Genomic DNA, 16,769 nt, shown 5'->3' with positions numbered 1-16,769 from the left:
CTCGCGCCCATACCGGGCAGTGCCTCTGAGAAGCACTGCTCGTCGGATTGTTCGTTAGTCTGGGCACAAGCAGAGGCCGAGACGATCAAGGCGGACGACGACGTTTAAACGTTGTCGCCACGGCTCATGGTGCGGGCCATCACGTGGGTCAATCAGGCCCGCGCAGGCTCAAAACTGCTCATCGTCCAGCGCCATGATGCTTTTGCTGCCACTGCTAATCGCCGCCAGCAGGGCGTGCACGCGAGGCAGCAGTTGCTCGGCATAGAAGTCGGCAGTGATCCGCTTGGCGTCCAGGAACTGCGGGTCGCCGTTGCCCGAGTCCAGCAGGGCTTGGGCTCTGAGTGCCGAGCGGGCCATCAACCAGCCCCCGCATAGGTAGCCGAACAGCATCATGAAATTGACGCTGATGCTGCCCGCCAGGTGGGCGTCGTTTTTGGCATTGTCGAGGAGCACGCGCAGAGCGGCGCGGCCAGCGCACAAGGCATCGTCCAGTGCCTCGGCCTGGTGGGCCAGAGTGGCCGAGCCTTGCAGCAGGGCGACGGTTTCACCGATTTCGTCCAGCAAACGGGTGAGCAGTTCGCCCTGATTGAGCAGAGTTTTGCGCCCAACCAGGTCCAGTGCCTGGATGCCAGTGGTGCCTTCATAAATGGTCAGGATACGGGCGTCACGGTAGTGCTGGGCTGCGCCGGTTTCTTCGATAAACCCCATGCCGCCGTGAATTTGCACACCGAGCGAGGTCACCTCTTGCGCCATTTCTGTCAGCCACCCCTTAACGATGGGTGTGAGCAGGTCGACGCGACCTTGATGAACCTGCGCGGCGTCGGCGTCATGCGCGTGGGCAGTGCGGTCCACTTCGGCAGCGGCCACCAACGCCAGGGCCCGCATCGCCTCGATGGACGATTTCATCTGAAGCAACATGCGACGGACATCGGGAAAATGGATGATCGAGAAGCGGCTGCCGTCCTTACGCGTCCCTTGCAGGCGATCTTTTGCGTACTGACGCGCCTGCTGGTAAGCCCGTTCCGAGATGGCCAGCCCTTGCAGGCCAACGCTTTGCCGGGCGTGGTTCATCATGGTGAACATGCAGGCCAGCCCTTGGTGCGGTTCGCCCACCAGATAACCGATGGCCCCGCCGTTGTCGCCAAAGCTCATGACGCAGGTCGGGCTGCCGTGGATGCCCAGTTTATGTTCCAGGGAAATGCAGCGGGCATCGTTGCGTGCGCCGGGCTTGCCTTGAGCATCCAGCAGGAATTTAGGCACCACGAACAGGGAAATCCCTTTGACACCGGCCGGTGCATCCGGCAGCCGGGCCAGTACCAGATGGACAACGTTGTCCGTCATCTGGTGGTCGCCCCAGGTGATAAAGATTTTTTGCCCGCTGATGAGGTAGTGATCACCCTGAGGGATGGCTCGGCTCTTGATGGCGGCCAAATCCGAACCTGCATCGGGTTCGGTGAGGTTCATGGTGCCGGTCCATTCGCCGCTGACCAGTTTGGACAGGTAAGCCTCGCGTAGGGCGGGCGAGCCATGGTGCGCGATCGCTTCAATCGAGCCTTGGGTCAGCATCGGACAGAGGGCGAAGGCCATATTGGCCGAGTGCCAGATTTCACTGACGGCGGTGCCTATCACGTTGGGGAGGTTTTGGCCGCCCCAGGCTTCGGCTGCAGTCAATGAAGGCCAGCCGCCAGCCTGGAATTGGCGGTAGGCGTCGGCGAACCCTGGAGCTTCCTGCACGCCTTGCTCATTCAGGCGCGCGCCTTGGGTGTCGCCAATCCGATTGAGTGGTGCCAATACCCCGGAGCCCAGACGACCGGCTTCGGCCAGAATCGCGGACACCAGCTCATCGTTGATATCGTCCAGATGAGCCGACGCGCACAAGGCTTCAAATTCGACCAGTTCTTTGAGGACGAACGTGGTGTCGCGGTAGGGGTGGGCGTAATCACTCATTATGTTTCCTCTCTAAAACGATGCGTTAGGCAGGCCGCCTGTGTCAGCCACAGGGGGGCATAACGGGCGATGTTCGGTATCGGCCTGAGTCACGTCAGGCCTTGGCTAACAGCACCCGGTAATCGACTAAATTGGCCATATTCGCGGACCTCTTGCTTCAACCGTTACGCACTAGGTGGCGCTGGCAATGACCACTGCGTCGCAGGTGCAATTGCGCTCATCGGTGCCGGACTTGCCCGGGAACCGGTGCGGCGGTTGGCGCGTATCGGGAAGGCTGTGCGTCGTGCGGGCGTACGTACGCCCTACAACGGTGGCGCGCCCATTCGTTTAGCGTGCGGTTTTTCAGGCGGGATGCGCCTGTTCCGGGTGCCGTCACGTTCTGGTGGACGGTAACCGCGTCTGCTACTTGCACGTGCACGGACGGGCTTCCTTGGAGAGTCAGGCAATAACAGCGTTCTGGCCGGGTCAGACAAGCGTCTGCAGGTGGCGGCTAGCTTCTATCGGGAGGCCCCTTGGCGACAATAACGAAACCAGTCTAAAAATAGACATTAACGGACAGCGCTTAGGCGATAAACTGACCGCACATGCTGCAGGAATCTGCCTCCGATGGGCATCGAACGCTATTCAATCTCTATCCATTTCGCCCGAATGTTGATGAATGCCGGCCACCGTCTTCACCTCGACGAAGCGGTGCTGCTCAAGGAGGCGGGCCTTAACCGGCGCATGCTGGAAAATGCCCATCTGCGGATCACGCCTGACCAATTCAGCCGCCTGATGCGGGCCGTCTGGCGCCTGGCCGACGACGAGTTTCTTGGCATGGGCTCGCAACGCTGTCCACAGGGTGTCTTTGCCATCATGGCCAAGCAGGTCGTTCATTCGCACAACCTGCATTCGGTGTATTACAAGCTCAGCCACTTCTACAACGTGGTCAATGACTCCCTGCATCTGTCGCTCGACATCGTCGGCGATGAGGCGATTTTTTCGATGGCGCTCAAGGACCCGGCTAAAGACCCGGATTACTTGTTGAGAGGTTTCCTGTTGCTGCTGTGGCATCGGTTTCCCAGCTGGTTGGTTGGCCAGCGGATTCCCCTGAAATATGTCGCGTTTGACCATCCTGCGCCCAAACACCTGACCGAATACCGCTTGATGTTTCCTTGTCCGGCAATGTTCGACCAGGCCGTGACCTGCCTGGTATTCGATGCCGCGATACTCACGGCACCGTTGGTGCAAACGCCCGAGACCCTCGGCCATCACTTGAAACGGGCACCGGTCGACTGGTTCACTCGCCCGGCCTACTACCCGGTTTATACACGGCGGGTGTTGGATCATCTGGAGCGTTCCGAAGACCTGGCTGAGGCAACCACTCAGAGTGCCGCCCTTGAGTTGCACCTCACGGAGAGAACGCTGAGGCGAAAACTCGCAGCCGAAGGCAGCCAATTTCAACGACTCAAGGACGGAGTGCGTCGCGACATGGCGATCCACTACTTGAGCCAGACGTCGATGTCGATCAGCCTCATCTCCCAAATGCTGGGTTTTTCTGAGCCGTCCGCGTTCACCCGAGCGTTTCGGCAATGGACCGGGGAGTTGCCCAAAACCTACAGAGACGTCGCGCGCCAAAAGAAATAGCCCACAGTATCTTTTCGGACGGTTCAGGGGGCTTCGCGTTCTGTGGGTCTGAATCGATCGCGTGGGTGACCAAGGACGAAATCGAGTCGATGTTACCCAGCCAGTTGCGCACCGTTATCGCTACGCCAATTTCCGCAAAAGGCTTAATGCATCATGTTGTATAGTCTTTGGCCAAACAGCTCCATGCATTCGGTGATTCATGTCTTACCCCTTCGACGCTATCACTCACACTTATCTGGGCAGCAACGTTTACTCCAAACTGCGCAACGCGCTGATCACAGGCGGCCTCAAGCCTGACGATCGACTACGCATCCGGGAGCTGGCCAGTCAGTTGGGAACAAGCGTCACACCCGTGCGAGACGCCATTCTGCAACTGGCGAAAGAGAAAGCTCTGGTGCTCAAGACCCCCAAAGACATCCGAGTACCGGTGCTCGACAGTGCGGCCTATCTGGAAATCCGCACACTGCGGCTGAATCTTGAAGGCCTTGGTGCCGAAACCGCCGCGCGGCTTGCAACCTCAAACGACCTTAAGCGCATCGACGCCAACATTCAGCTCAACCTCGAAGCCATCAACAATAGCGACCTTCCTGAAGCGCTACGCCTGAATAGCGAGTTTCACTTTTTGATCGCGGAAGCTGCACGCATGCCTTTGCTGCGTAGCTATCTGGACAGTCTGTGGATGCGCGCAGGACCGTTGATCGCTCAGGCGTACGTGCATTTCTCCCTGACCATGGCCATCGAACACCATGTCGAAGTACTCAATGCCCTGCGTCAGCAGGATGCGGCAGCCGCCAAACACGCAATCCAGGCAGACATTCTCGACGGCAATCAAAAAATGCTGGAGTTCATAGCCGTCAACCAGGAAGCGGCTTCCTGACGAAACTTTCTCTCATGCCCCTATTGACTAGTTGCACGCCTAAAAACATGATGCATCAAACTTCAATTACGAAGGACCGTGCTCATGAGCGAGAAAAAAAAGCTACTGTTAACCGGCGCCAGCCGCGGCATTGGTCATGCGACGGTCAAGCATTTCAATGCGGCTGGGTGGGAAGTATTCACCGCTTCCCGGCAAAACTGGGTCGCTGAATGCCCTTGGACGGAAGGCTTGCTCAATCATATCCATCTGGATCTGGAGGACATCGACAGCGTCAGCGCCAGCCTGGCGACCATTAAGGAAAAACTGGGGGGACGCCTTGATGCCTTGGTGGACAACGCTGGCATATCGCCAAAAGGTCCGGAAGGCGGCCGACTCGGCGTGCTGGAAACCGATTACGCCACGTGGTTGAAGGTGTTCAATGTCAATCTGTTCTCCACCGCGTTACTGGCTCGCGGCCTGTTCGATGAATTAAAAGCCGCTCAGGGCAGCATCATCAACGTCACGTCCATTGCGGGATCCAAAGTACATCCTTTCGCCGGTGTCGCTTACGCGACCTCCAAAGCTGCGCTCTCGGCCCTGACTCGGGAAATGGCCTATGATTTCGGCCCGCACGGGGTGCGGGTCAACGCCATTGCCCCCGGCGAAATCGACACCGCCATCCTGTCTCCGGGCACCACCGACATCGTCGAGCGACTGGTGCCCATGAATCGCCTGGGCAAACCGGAGGAAGTGGCCTCGCTGATCTATTTCCTCTGCACCAGCGGCGCTTCTTACGTGAACGGAGCGGAAATTCACGTCAATGGTGGTCAGCATGTCTGAGGCGGTCATGGACAAGGGGGGCTGCACCGACCTGATGACGACGCAGGCGCCGACGGTGGATCTTGCCACGGTGCAGGAGATAGCTGATCGGGTATACGGCCTCAAGGGCACGCTAAAGCTACTGAATGGCGAACGCGACACCAACTTTCTCATACAGTCCAGGCAAGGCGCCTTCGTCCTGAAATTCATCAACCCAGCCGAAGATCCCAATGTCATCAGCTTCCAGACCCAGGCGTTGCTGCACATTGAGCGGCACGGCGCGCACCTGCCGGTTCCGCGTGTTCTGCCAGCACGCAATGGTGAGGTTGAACCGAAAGTGCTGGTGAGCGAGCAGCCACTGACACTGCGCACCGTCAGCTACCTGGACGGTATTTCGCAGAATCTTGGCCAACCCAGCGTTGCACTGATGCACGAACTCGGTACCTCCCTGGCCGAAGTCAACCTGGCCCTCAAGGACTTCCAGCACCCGGCCGCCCATCGCAACCTGCTCTGGGATGTCGGCCACGCCGAACGCGTCAGGCCTTATCTGGATTACCTGGAAGCCGATCAACTGCCGTTGGTTTCCACGTTGCTGGACCGCTACGCGACCTGCGTAAAACCGCGTCTGGCCACGCTCCGTGCGCAGGTGATCCACAACGACCTGAACCCGCACAACGTCATGCTCGACTGCGAAACCGCCAGCCGCGTTGCGGCCATCATCGACTTCGGCGACGCTCTGCACGCCCCGCTAATCAACGAACTGGGGACGGCTCTCTCATACCAGTTCGACGCTGACGCCACCGACCCACTGTGGCAGATCAAGGCCTTTGTCGCCGCCTACGACGCAAGGATCCCGTTGCAGCGCGAGGAGCTGGCTGTACTCGGCGAACTGATGGCCATGCGCATGGCCATGGCAATCACCATCGCCCGGTGGCGCGCCTGCCTGTATCCGGAAAACCGCACCTATGTGCTACGCAACCTGCGCACCAGCTGGCGCAATTTGCAATGCCTCACCGCTATGCCCGAAGGGCTGCTGACCCAAAGCCTGATCAATGCCTGCACCCCGGAGGTGCCATGAGTTCGCCCACCACCGCTGAATTGCTCGCCCGTCGCCAACGCGCACTGGGCGCCAGCTATCGATTGTTTTATGAGGAACCCTTCGCGCCGGTGCGGGGTGAAGGCGTGTGGCTGTATGACAAAGACAACACCGCCTACCTGGATGCCTATAACAACGTGGCGTCCATCGGTCACTGCCACCCTGCTGTGGTCGCAGCCATTGCCGAGCAAAGCGCCCTGCTCAATACCCACACACGCTATCTGCACCCATCGATCGTGGATTACGCCGAAGATCTGCTCAGCGAGTTTCCTCCACTACTCGATAACATGACCATGACCTGCACCGGCAGCGAAGCCAATGACCTGGCGTTGCGCATCGCGCGCTGCCACAGCGGTGGAACGGGCATCATTGTCACCCGCTGGGCCTACCACGGCGTGACCAGCGCCTTGGCTGAGGTCTCGCCATCACTGGCCACCGGCCTCCCCACCGCCAGCCATGTACGCTTGGTCGATGCTCCGGATTCCTACCGCCGATCCGCCGATTTCCTTGGCGACGTGAAAGCTGCGCTGCAAGATATGCACGCTCACGGCATCAAGCCTGCGGCGTTGCTGGTCGACAGCATTTTCTCCAGTGACGGGGTGTTCAGCCCCGCGAACGGCGAACTGGCCGCTGCCGCGCAATGCGTGCGAGACGCCGGCGGACTGTATATCGCCGATGAAGTCCAGCCGGGGTTTGGTCGCACCGGAGGGCAACGCTGGGGGTTTGCCCGCGACTCGGTAACCCCGGACCTGGTCACGCTCGGCAAACCCATGGGCAACGGCCATCCGGTTGCCGCCGTGGTCGGGCGCTCGGCGCTATTCGATCAATTCGGTCGCCAGCAGCGTTATTTCAATACGTACGGCGGTAATCCGGTGTCCTGCAAGGCTGCGCATGCGGTGCTGCGCGTGCTGCGCGAAGAAGACCTGCAAGCCAATGCCCGCGATGTCGGCGGCTATCTCAAGGAGGGGTTGCGCAAACTGGCCGAGCGCCATGAAGTCATTGGCGATGTACGCGGCGAGGGCCTGTTCATCGGCGTTGAACTGGTTGTTGACCGCCAGGCGCAAACCCCGGCGACAACCGCCGCCGCCGCGGTCGTCAACGGCATGCGCCGCCGTCAGGTGTTGATCAGCTCGACCGGTCCCATGGCCAACATCCTCAAGATTCGCCCACCCTTGGTATTTGCCCGCGAGCATGCGGATCTGCTGCTCAAGCGCCTGGATGCAACCTTGAACGACCTGCGCTGAACGTCACTCATTACCGGCGCCGACTTGGCTGAGCCAGCATCGGCCCCCGCAGCAGGTCCTGATATGGGGTAATCCGTCATCCATTCAGGCGTCCAGGCACACTGCTGGGCGCCAGCTGCGCACATTCACCCCAATACTCCCAATCCAAGACAGGCAGCGATAAGGGGGGGTGAGCAATGCAGAGGACATTTCGAATGCAGTGACCGAAAGCGGTGAACTGCAACAGCTGAAAATGAGAGAGTGGCAGGTTATATGGTGTCCCAGGGCAGGTTCGAACTGCCAGCCTTCCCCTTAGGAGGGGGATGCTCTATCCAATTGAGCTACTGAGACACGAGTGCTGGAGCACAGGAAAGGCACCAGCAAGGACGGCGTGCATGTTAACGGCACTGCATGACTTTGTCATGTCGTCCTTGGCTTTTTAAGCTGTAGTACTGCGCTGACGAGACGGTTCTGGATGACGCCCCCCTTTGCAATCATGCAAATTGCACTACTGCAAAAGGCCATCATTGCAAAGTGCAAGACGCACGCGCACCAATACAAGCATAACCTATTGATTTTTATCATATTTTGTATGATTTCCATTTGGCACAGAGCATGCAACTAGCTACTCATACAGGAAACCCCTGTAAAAAGTTTCAGGTGGAGGTACTTAATATGAACATTGCCCTTTCATTCCTCAATGCCGCTGCCCTCGTCGCGCTGGTGACATTTCAGTTTCAAGGCAACAGCAGCGACGATGAACAGATCAGTGCTCAGGTACAGACACACCACCTTATGCAACAGGCTTCGCATTTCGCAGTGATGACCGACCAGTCCTCAAACAGAGCTATGCTCACCAATGACAGCAATGACGCCATGCCGCTGTCGTTTGATCGTTCCGAACGTTGGGTTTTTTAGTCGCCCGATTTTTTCCGGTATCAATCCCTACGAGAACTGCCATGTCAAAATCCGCACTGTCATTTCTGGTTCTGGCATTGATGGCAATCGTCATCGATATGCTACTTCCGCTGGATGCGAATGCCATGAGCTCTTTGCTTAAAATCGCCAGTGGCCTGTTTATCGTGCTTTTCATTGTGGCGCTGGTCGTCGGCCGAAAAATCAAATTCGACCCGCTGCTGCGCTAACCCTCTTGCCTCTCTGCATCCCTCTGTAAAGGCAAGGAGGCAGCCGCTACCCTAAGGATCATTTGACCCGCGCGCAGGCTCAGAAACATCTCCCCCCCTCTTCATTTGCTTGATTTACCCGTAGCCCCTGGAAAATCGATCAAACCGCTCTACGCTCATGAGAAGCCTGTCGCGCACAACACGACGCCCGAATCGGCCAAAAACAGGACTTTCGGAGCGTCGGCAGCACGAATACTTTGCAAAGCAGCCCGCAATTCTGATAATTGGTACTGGCTAATCGCCTTTACCAAGCTCAATATTTGTCACATAATTGGCGCCAAGGAACTGGCAAAAGTCGGGCATGATGCTGACCTCTTTGACATTCAGGTTGAACATTTGCCCAAAAAGGCTGTCACAACATGACATCTTGCGGCCAATTGCTAAAACCGCTCCCTCTGAACTAACCGGTTAAATATATGAGCCCTATGAAACAGGCTACTTATTCCAGCCGCACGGCTGACAAGTTCGTAGTACGACTACCTGATGGCATGCGTGACCGCGTGTATGAGGTTGCCAAAAATCATCACCGCAGCATGAACTCCGAGATCATTGCTCGCCTTGAGCAGAGCTTGATTCAAGAAGGCGCGCTGGGCGACGAGCCAAGCCTGCGTCTCGACAGCCCGGAACTGTCCTTGCATGAGCGCGAATTACTGCAGCGCTTCCGTCAACTTTCTCATCGCCAGCAAAACGCACTTGTTTCGCTGATTGCTCACGATACGGACAACGCTGCCGACGACGAGTCCTGACAGCGAGATCAAGATATTCAGGCCAGCATTTAGCTGGCTTTTTTATCGATATTTTTATTATCGGATCGTTGTAGCACCTCTTTTTCAAGCTAAAAAAAACCGCCTTCCGGCGGTTTTTTATTAGTCGTATTCAAAGCAAGAAGACCGTCGCCAACCCCAGAAAGATAAAGAACCCTCCGCTGTCCGTCACCGCAGTAATCATCACACTCGCCCCCATGGCCGGATCTCGCCCCAGACGCGTCAGCGTCATCGGGATCAGAACCCCCATCAGCGCCGCAAGCAACAGATTGAGCGTCATGGCGGAGGTCATGACCACGCCCAGCGACCAACTACCGTACAGCAAGTAAGCCACCACCCCAATAACGCCACCCCATATCACGCCATTGATCAGCCCGACCGCCAGTTCTTTGCGCATCAGGCGCGATGTATTACCGGTACTGACCTGGTCCAGCGCCATGGCCCGGACGATCATGGTAATGGTTTGATTACCGGAGTTACCGCCGATCCCGGCAACGATCGGCATCAACGCCGCCAGCGCTACCAGTTTTTCGATCGAGCCCTCAAACAAACCGATGACACGCGAAGCGATAAAGGCAGTGATCAAATTGATCGCCAGCCAGGCCCAACGGTTGCGCAAGGACTTCCAGACGGAGGCGAAGATGTCTTCTTCTTCACGCAAACCCGCCATGTTGAGGACTTCGTTTTCACTTTCTTCTCGGATCAGGTCGACCATTTCATCAATGGTCAGACGCCCGATCAGCTTGCCATTCTTGTCCACCACCGGCGCGGAAATAAGGTCATAACGCTCAAAGGCTTGAGCTGCGTCGTAGGCATCTTCATCCGGATGAAAACTCACCGGATCGCTGGCCATCACCGCAGCCACCTGCTTATCGGGATCGTTGACCAACAGACGCTTGATCGGCAGCACACCCTTGAGCACACCGTCGTAATCAACCACGAACAGTTTATCGGTATGCCCAGGCAACTCTTTGAGGCGACGCAGATAACGCAATACTACTTCAAGGCTGACATCCTCACGGATCGTCACCATCTCGAAGTCCATCAGCGCACCGACCTGCTCCTCGTCGTAAGACAAAGCAGACCGTACGCGCTCACGCTGCTGGCTATCGAGAGACTCCATGAGCTCATGAACAACGTCACGCGGCAATTCAGGTGCAAGGTCGGCCAGTTCGTCGGCATCCATCTCTCTGGCAGCCGCCAGGAGCTCATGATCGTCCATGTCGGCGATCAGTGTTTCACGGACAGAATCGGAAACTTCAAGAAGGATATCGCCGTCGCGCTCGGCTTTTACCAACTGCCAGACAGTCAGACGCTCTGCGAGAGGCAAGGCTTCGAGGATGTAAGCGACGTCGGCGGAGTGAAGGTCATCGAGTTTGCGTTGCAACTCGACGAGGTTCTGCCGGTGAACGAGGTTTTCTACGCGGTCATGATGCTGACCTTCCTGACGGTGAGTCAGGTCTTCGACCACCCGCTGACGATGCAGCAGCTCAACGACTTGAGCGAGGCGATCTTGCAGGCTTTCTTGTGTTTTTTTTACTTCTATTTCGGTCATAGGCGAACTCCACCCCCAGCAGCGGAGCACGCCCGGGAGATCAATCAGTCAATTCATGATTGGTAAAACGTAATTCAGGGTAACTACTGGGTAAGTCCATGGAAGTATTCCACAAGCCCCGACGGGGCTGACGGGCGCAATGATACACCGCTTGAAAGCACCACACGCTACAAAACCTAGGCAAGAACAAGCGCTCGCGCGACAAAATTGAATCAATACATGTACGACGTTACATCTCGAGAAGAAAGTACGCACTCTGCCAAATAAGCATGGGCTAGCCTTGAATACAGCCGTCACGGAGGACGCTGAATGCCCGCCACTGCTCGAACGACCCTCTTGCTCACCCTGCTCTACTTTCCCCTGCCAACGCTGGCCACAACCGTTCAACGCTGCGAAGACGCCCAAGGGAATATCACCTTCACGTACCAGGGCTGCCCTAGCGGTCACAGCACGCACCTGCAAAGCACCTACAACGCACCACCAGGCAACGTAGTCCATCTGCTGCCTGAATCTACGCCTTCCTCAAGACAGGTCTTGGCGCCGCCGGACAATCGCCGAGCACACAAAGAACTGGTAGTTGTCGGCCAGAGAGACGACGGGTGCGAAAATCAAGTGAGTGGCGAACAACGGCGGCGGGCGATCATCAATCAGCGAGTCCGTGCAGGCATGAGTTTTCGGGACGTAGAAAGCTCACTGGGCAAGCCGGATAAAATAGCCGAAAGAAACGGAGAGACCCGTTATCACTACAACGAAAAGAAGGGCCGCAGCAATCAGGTTGTATTCGACGAGAACGGATGCGTAAAGGGCAAACGTCAGAAAGCAAAAAGCCCGCATTAAATGCGGGCTTTTTGGTGTTTGGTGCACTCGACAGGATTCGAACCTGTGACCGCTCGGTTCGTAGCCGAGTACTCTATCCAGCTGAGCTACGAGTGCAATTGGCGTTTGATAAACCAGACCACCGCTGGTTGAAGCAAGTTGCTTACATCACTGCAAACAACCCTTTAAATGGTGCACTCGACAGGATTCGAACCTGTGACCGCTCGGTTCGTAGCCGAGTACTCTATCCAGCTGAGCTACGAGTGCATTTGTTGCCGCGCATTATAGATCGTTTAATCATTTGGTCAAGCACTTTTACGAGTAAATTCAAACACTTACCGCTCAAGCCAGATTACAACGCCCTACATAAATAATGGCGGAGAGGGGGGGATTCGAACCCCCGACACCCTTTTGAGGTGTACTCCCTTAGCAGGGGAGCGCCTTCGGCCACTCGGCCACCTCTCCGCAACACGGGGCGTATAATAACCGCCTTTTCCCCGTTTGCAAAGCCAAAAATTCAATAAAAATTAATGGCTTGGTTCCTGGTCCTTCTCTTTCTTGATGCGCAGGTAAATTTCCTCACGGTGAACAGCCACCTCTTTGGGGGCATTGACACCGATTCGTACTTGATTACCTTTAACGCCGAGCACGGTCACTGTGATTTCACCATCACCAATGATCAGGCTTTCTGCGCACCGACGAGTCAGAATCAACATACTTTTCTCCTCACGCACTACTTTCAGGGACAACAGTCTGCAAAGCTAAAACAGCATTGGCCTACAACAAAATGAGCAATAGACCTACACCTGAGTATTGACTAGCGCAAAGAAAAGAACAGCCTTCCTACGCAGATCAAAAAAACGAAAGGCGCGGATAAACCGCGCCTTTCGGGCAACGCATCACTCGCCCTGTCGGGCCGGAGCGTCCAATTCAAAAGCGGTGTGCAACGCACGCACTGCCAGCTCCAGGTATTTCTCTTCGATAACCACAGACACCTTGATTTCAGACGTCGAAATCATCTGGATATTAATGCTTTCCTTGGCCAGCGATTCGAACATACGGCTGGCGACACCCGCGTGCGAACGCATGCCCACACCCACGATCGACACCTTGGCAATCTTGGTATCACCGACAACCTCACGAGCGCCAATTTCACGCGCCGTGTTTTCCAGCACCAGCAAGGCTGCCTGATAGTCGTTGCGATGCACGGTGAACGTGAAGTCGGTGGTGTTATCGTGCGCGACATTCTGCACGATCATGTCCACTTCAATGTTCGCGCCACTGATAGGGCCCAGAATCTTGAAGGCCACCCCTGGGTTATCCGGCACGCCACGGATGGTCAGCTTGGCTTCATCACGGTTGAAGGCGATACCGGAAATGATCGGCTGTTCCATGGATTCCTCTTCATCAATGGTAATGAGGGTGCCCGGACCCTCCTGAAAACTGTGCAGAACGCGCAGTGGAACGTTGTACTTGCCAGCAAACTCGACCGCACGGATCTGCAGCACCTTTGAACCGAGGCTGGCCATTTCCAGCATCTCTTCAAAAGTGATTTTGTCCAGACGCTGAGCCTGCGACACCACACGCGGGTCGGTGGTGTAAACGCCATCGACGTCGGTATAAATCTGGCATTCGTCAGCTTTCAACGCAGCCGCCAGGGCCACGCCGGTCGTGTCCGAACCACCGCGACCGAGGGTGGTGATATTGCCGTGCTCATCGACACCCTGGAAACCGGCGACAACGACTACCCTGCCCGCCTTCAGATCGGCACGAATCTTCTGATCGTCGATTTGAAGGATACGCGCCTTGTTGTGTGCGCTGTCGGTCAGGATACGTACCTGATTGCCGGTGTAGGACACCGCTGGCACGCCACGCTTGATCAAGGCCATGGCCAACAGGGCAATGGTCACTTGCTCGCCCGTGGACACAATCACATCCAGCTCACGCGGAACCGGTTGATCGCTGATCTGCTTGGCCAATCCGATCAGGCGATTGGTCTCGCCACTCATGGCTGACAACACAACCACCAGCTCGACGCCTGCATCGTGGAACTTTTTAACCTTGTCGGCCACCTGCTCGATTCGCTCGACAGAGCCAACGGAGGTGCCTCCAAATTTCTGTACGATCAAAGCCATCTCAAAGCAGCCTCAGCCCGTGAAGGGCGCCCATTAAACATTCAAACCCATCAAAGCGCCAAAGCCTGCCGTCAGGCGGCAGGCCTGGTGGACGATTTAAACACCCTGCTCGACAAAGGGTACGGTCAACGCCAGCGCTGCATCCAGTGCACCGGCATCAACACCACCACCCTGAGCCATATCAGGACGACCACCGCCTTTACCGCCTACGGCAGCGGCCGCTTGCTTCATCAAATCACCGGCTTTGAGTTGGCCAGTCAGGTCCTTGGTTACGCCTGCAACCAGTACGACCTTATCTTCATGGACACTGCCGAGCAGGATCACTGCGCGGCCGAGCTTGTTCTTCAACTGATCAACCAGCGCCAACAGGGCTTTACCATCCTGACCGTCAAGGCGCACGGCGAGGACTTTTACCCCTTTGACATCCAGCGCAGAGGACGACAGATCATCGCCCGCAGCACTGGCCGCCTTGGCCTGCAATTGTTCGAGTTGTTTTTCCAACTGGCGGTTACGCTCCAGTACAGCCGAGAGCTTGTCCAGCACGTTGTCGCGACTGCCCTTGATCAGCGTCGCGGCTTCCTTGAGTGTGTCTTCCGCCGCGTTGAGGTAGGCCAGCGCCGCAGCGCCAGTGACCGCTTCGATACGTCGAACGCCTGCTGCAACGCCACCTTCACTGATGATTTTCATCAGCGCGATGTCGCCGGTGCGATTGGCGTGAATACCACCACACAGCTCGACCGAGAAATCGCCACCCATGCTCAGTACGCGCACGTTGTCGCCGTACTTCTCGCCAAACAGCGCCATGGCACCTTTCTTCTTGGCAGTCTCGATATCGGTTTCTTCGGTTTCGACCGGGGAGTTCTTGCGCACTTCACGGTTTACGATGTCTTCCAGAGCTTTCAACTGCTCCGGTTTGATCGCTTCAAAGTGGCTGAAGTCAAAACGCAGGCGCTGACTGTCGACCAGCGACCCTTTCTGCTGTACATGCTCACCGAGTACCTGACGCAACGCGGCGTGCAGCAAGTGCGTCGCCGAGTGGTTCAGGGATGTGGCGTGGCGAACCTCGGCATCGACCTCTGCATTGAGTTCGACACCCACTTTAAGACTGCCTGCAGCCTGGACGCCGTGGTGCAGGAAAGCGCCGCCGGTTTTGGTGGTGTCACGTACGTCGAAACGCACGGCACCCGCCGACAGATAACCGCAGTCGCCAATCTGACCACCGGATTCGGCATAGAACGGCGTCTGATCGAGGATCACAACGCCCTCTTCGCCTTCGCTCAATTGCTCGACCGCCTGGCCGTCTTTATACAGCGCAATCACCTTGGCGACAGCGCGAGTAGCGGTATAACCGATGAAGCGCGTGGGCTCATCAACCTTGACCAGGCTGTTGTAGTCCATACCAAACGAACTGGCCGAACGAGCGCGCACGCGCTGGGCGTCCATTTCGCGCTCAAAACCTTCCTCATCAAGGGTCAGGTTACGTTCGCGGGCGATGTCGCCGGTCAGGTCCATCGGGAAACCGTAGGTGTCATACAGCTTGAACACCACATCACCCGGCACCACGCTGCCTTTGAGTTCAGCCAGATCCTGCTCGAGGATCTTCAGACCCTGCTCCAGGGTCTTGGCGAATTGCTCTTCTTCAGCCTTGAGCACGCGCTCGATGTGCGCTTGCTGCTCGGTCAATTCCGGGAAAGCGCTGCCCATTTCCGCGACCAGAGCGCCAACGATCTGATAGAAGAAGCTGCCTGTGGCGCCCAACTTGTTGCCATGGCGGCAGGCGCGACGAATGATCCGGCGCAGCACATAACCGCGGCCCTCGTTGGACGGCAGCACACCGTCGGCGATCAGGAAGCCGCAAGAACGGATGTGGTCTGCCACGACTTTGAGCGAAGGCTGCATGTCGTTGCTGCAACCGATGGCCTTGGCTGAAGCGACCAGCAGGTTCTGGAACAGGTCGATCTCGTAGTTCGAATGCACGTGCTGCAGCACGGCACTGATCCGCTCCAGGCCCATGCCGGTGTCCACCGACGGCGCTGGCAACGGATGCAGCACGCCATCGGCAGTGCGGTTGAACTGCATGAACACGTTGTTCCAGATCTCGATATAACGGTCACCGTCTTCTTCCGGCGAGCCCGGTGGGCCACCCCAGATGTCGGCGCCGTGATCGTAGAAAATCTCGGTGCACGGACCGCAAGGGCCGGTATCGCCCATGGTCCAGAAGTTATCGGAGGCGTACGGCGCGCCTTTGTTGTCGCAGATACGCACCATGTGCTCGACCGGTACCCCGATTTCCTTGGTCCAGATATCGTAAGCTTCGTCATCGCTGGCGTAGACCGTGACCCAAAGCTTTTCCTTGGGCAGGTTCAACACACCGGTCAGGAAGGTCCAGGCGTAGGTGATGGCATCGCGCTTGAAATAATCACCAAAGCTGAAGTTACCCAGCATTTCGAAGAACGTGTGGTGACGAGCGGTATAGCCGACGTTTTCCAGGTCGTTGTGCTTACCACCGGCACGCACGCATTTCTGGCTACTGACCGCACGGGTGTAGGCGCGCTTTTCCTGACCCAGGAAGCAATCCTTGAACTGGTTCATCCCCGCGTTGGTAAACAGCAGGGTGGGGTCATTGCCCGGAATCAAAGAGCTGGAGGCTACACGGGTGTGACCTTGCTCTTCGAAGAAGCGAAGGAAGGCTTCACGGATTTCTGCGCTTTTCATAGATTCTTCCACGGAGACGGCGGCCAGAGGCAA

At 57.0% G+C, this 16,769-nt stretch carries 14 protein-coding genes and 4 tRNA genes; 9 read left to right on the top strand and 9 right to left on the bottom strand.

Annotated features, from left to right (window positions below; all coding sequences use genetic code 11):
- Positions 1 to 168 precede the first annotated feature (168 nt).
- Positions 169 to 1,947 (bottom strand): acyl-CoA dehydrogenase, encoded by a 1,779-nt coding sequence (locus RGU44_RS02330; protein ID WP_322180151.1) that lies wholly within the window; start codon positions 1,945 to 1,947, stop codon positions 169 to 171.
- A 606-nt stretch (positions 1,948 to 2,553) separates the two neighbouring features.
- Between RGU44_RS02330 and RGU44_RS02325 the strand changes: the two genes are divergently transcribed.
- From RGU44_RS02325 to RGU44_RS02305, 5 genes are all read left to right on the top strand, one after another.
- Complete coding sequence (locus RGU44_RS02325; protein WP_322180154.1) at positions 2,554 to 3,573, top strand: AraC family transcriptional regulator; 1,020 nt, start codon at positions 2,554 to 2,556, stop codon at positions 3,571 to 3,573.
- Positions 3,574 to 3,772: 199 nt separating this feature from the next.
- Positions 3,773 to 4,450 carry a GntR family transcriptional regulator gene (locus tag RGU44_RS02320; protein ID WP_322180156.1) on the top strand — a complete coding sequence of 226 codons (678 nt, stop codon included), beginning with the start codon at positions 3,773 to 3,775 and terminating at the stop codon, positions 4,448 to 4,450.
- An 84-nt stretch (positions 4,451 to 4,534) separates the two neighbouring features.
- Positions 4,535 to 5,269 carry an SDR family oxidoreductase gene (locus RGU44_RS02315; RefSeq protein WP_322180158.1) on the top strand — a complete coding sequence of 245 codons (735 nt, stop codon included), beginning with the start codon at positions 4,535 to 4,537 and terminating at the stop codon, positions 5,267 to 5,269.
- Positions 5,262 to 6,326: a phosphotransferase gene (locus RGU44_RS02310; RefSeq protein ID WP_322215422.1), complete on the top strand. Its 1,065-nt coding sequence runs from the start codon at positions 5,262 to 5,264 to the stop codon at positions 6,324 to 6,326. The genes RGU44_RS02315 and RGU44_RS02310 overlap by 8 nt, the downstream gene beginning before the upstream one ends.
- A complete protein-coding gene (locus tag RGU44_RS02305) occupies positions 6,323 to 7,588 on the top strand; it encodes an aspartate aminotransferase family protein (protein WP_322180162.1) in 1,266 nt (421 codons plus the stop codon). The genes RGU44_RS02310 and RGU44_RS02305 overlap by 4 nt, the downstream gene beginning before the upstream one ends.
- A gap of 253 nt (positions 7,589 to 7,841) precedes the next feature.
- Here RGU44_RS02305 and RGU44_RS02300 read toward each other — a convergent pair.
- Positions 7,842 to 7,918, bottom strand: a tRNA-Arg gene (locus tag RGU44_RS02300).
- 324 nt (positions 7,919 to 8,242) lie between these two features.
- Here RGU44_RS02300 and RGU44_RS02295 point away from each other — a divergent pair.
- The 3 genes from RGU44_RS02295 (at position 8,243) to RGU44_RS02285 (ending at position 9,497) form a co-directional block, all read left to right on the top strand.
- On the top strand, positions 8,243 to 8,485 hold the full coding sequence (locus tag RGU44_RS02295; protein ID WP_322180164.1) for a hypothetical protein: 243 nt from the start codon (positions 8,243 to 8,245) through the stop codon (positions 8,483 to 8,485).
- Positions 8,486 to 8,526: 41 nt separating this feature from the next.
- Positions 8,527 to 8,712: a PA3371 family protein gene (locus RGU44_RS02290; protein ID WP_219060380.1), complete on the top strand. Its 186-nt coding sequence runs from the start codon at positions 8,527 to 8,529 to the stop codon at positions 8,710 to 8,712.
- A 455-nt stretch (positions 8,713 to 9,167) separates the two neighbouring features.
- Positions 9,168 to 9,497 carry an Arc family DNA-binding protein gene (locus tag RGU44_RS02285; RefSeq protein ID WP_322180166.1) on the top strand — a complete coding sequence of 110 codons (330 nt, stop codon included), beginning with the start codon at positions 9,168 to 9,170 and terminating at the stop codon, positions 9,495 to 9,497.
- 130 nt (positions 9,498 to 9,627) lie between these two features.
- Here RGU44_RS02285 and mgtE read toward each other — a convergent pair whose 3' ends face one another.
- Entirely contained in the window at positions 9,628 to 11,070 is a 1,443-nt protein-coding gene (gene mgtE, locus RGU44_RS02280) for a magnesium transporter (protein ID WP_322215420.1), read from the bottom strand.
- 309 nt (positions 11,071 to 11,379) lie between these two features.
- Between mgtE and RGU44_RS02275 the strand changes: the two genes are divergently transcribed.
- Positions 11,380 to 11,907 (top strand): cell envelope protein SmpA, encoded by a 528-nt coding sequence (locus tag RGU44_RS02275; RefSeq protein ID WP_407074657.1) that lies wholly within the window; start codon positions 11,380 to 11,382, stop codon positions 11,905 to 11,907.
- 19 nt (positions 11,908 to 11,926) lie between these two features.
- Here RGU44_RS02275 and RGU44_RS02270 read toward each other — a convergent pair.
- From RGU44_RS02270 to alaS, 6 genes are all read right to left on the bottom strand, one after another.
- Positions 11,927 to 12,003: transfer RNA gene (locus RGU44_RS02270), tRNA-Arg, on the bottom strand.
- Between the two features lie 73 nt (positions 12,004 to 12,076).
- Positions 12,077 to 12,153 (bottom strand) — tRNA-Arg (locus RGU44_RS02265).
- 107 nt (positions 12,154 to 12,260) lie between these two features.
- Positions 12,261 to 12,351 (bottom strand) — tRNA-Ser (locus RGU44_RS02260).
- A gap of 62 nt (positions 12,352 to 12,413) precedes the next feature.
- On the bottom strand, positions 12,414 to 12,602 hold the full coding sequence (csrA, locus tag RGU44_RS02255) for a carbon storage regulator CsrA (RefSeq protein ID WP_020290522.1): 189 nt from the start codon (positions 12,600 to 12,602) through the stop codon (positions 12,414 to 12,416).
- Between the two features lie 183 nt (positions 12,603 to 12,785).
- Positions 12,786 to 14,021, bottom strand: a complete 1,236-nt coding sequence (locus RGU44_RS02250) for an aspartate kinase (RefSeq protein ID WP_322180171.1) — start codon at positions 14,019 to 14,021, stop codon at positions 12,786 to 12,788.
- A gap of 96 nt (positions 14,022 to 14,117) precedes the next feature.
- Positions 14,118 to 16,736, bottom strand: coding sequence for an alanine--tRNA ligase (gene alaS, locus RGU44_RS02245; RefSeq protein WP_322215417.1), 2,619 nt, complete (start codon positions 16,734 to 16,736; stop codon positions 14,118 to 14,120).
- Positions 16,737 to 16,769 lie beyond the last annotated feature (33 nt).

Source organism: Pseudomonas sp. 5C2, from assembly GCF_034314155.1.
Taxonomy (GTDB): Bacteria; Pseudomonadota; Gammaproteobacteria; order Pseudomonadales; family Pseudomonadaceae; genus Aquipseudomonas.
This window is presented reverse-complemented; position numbering and strand designations above follow the sequence as displayed.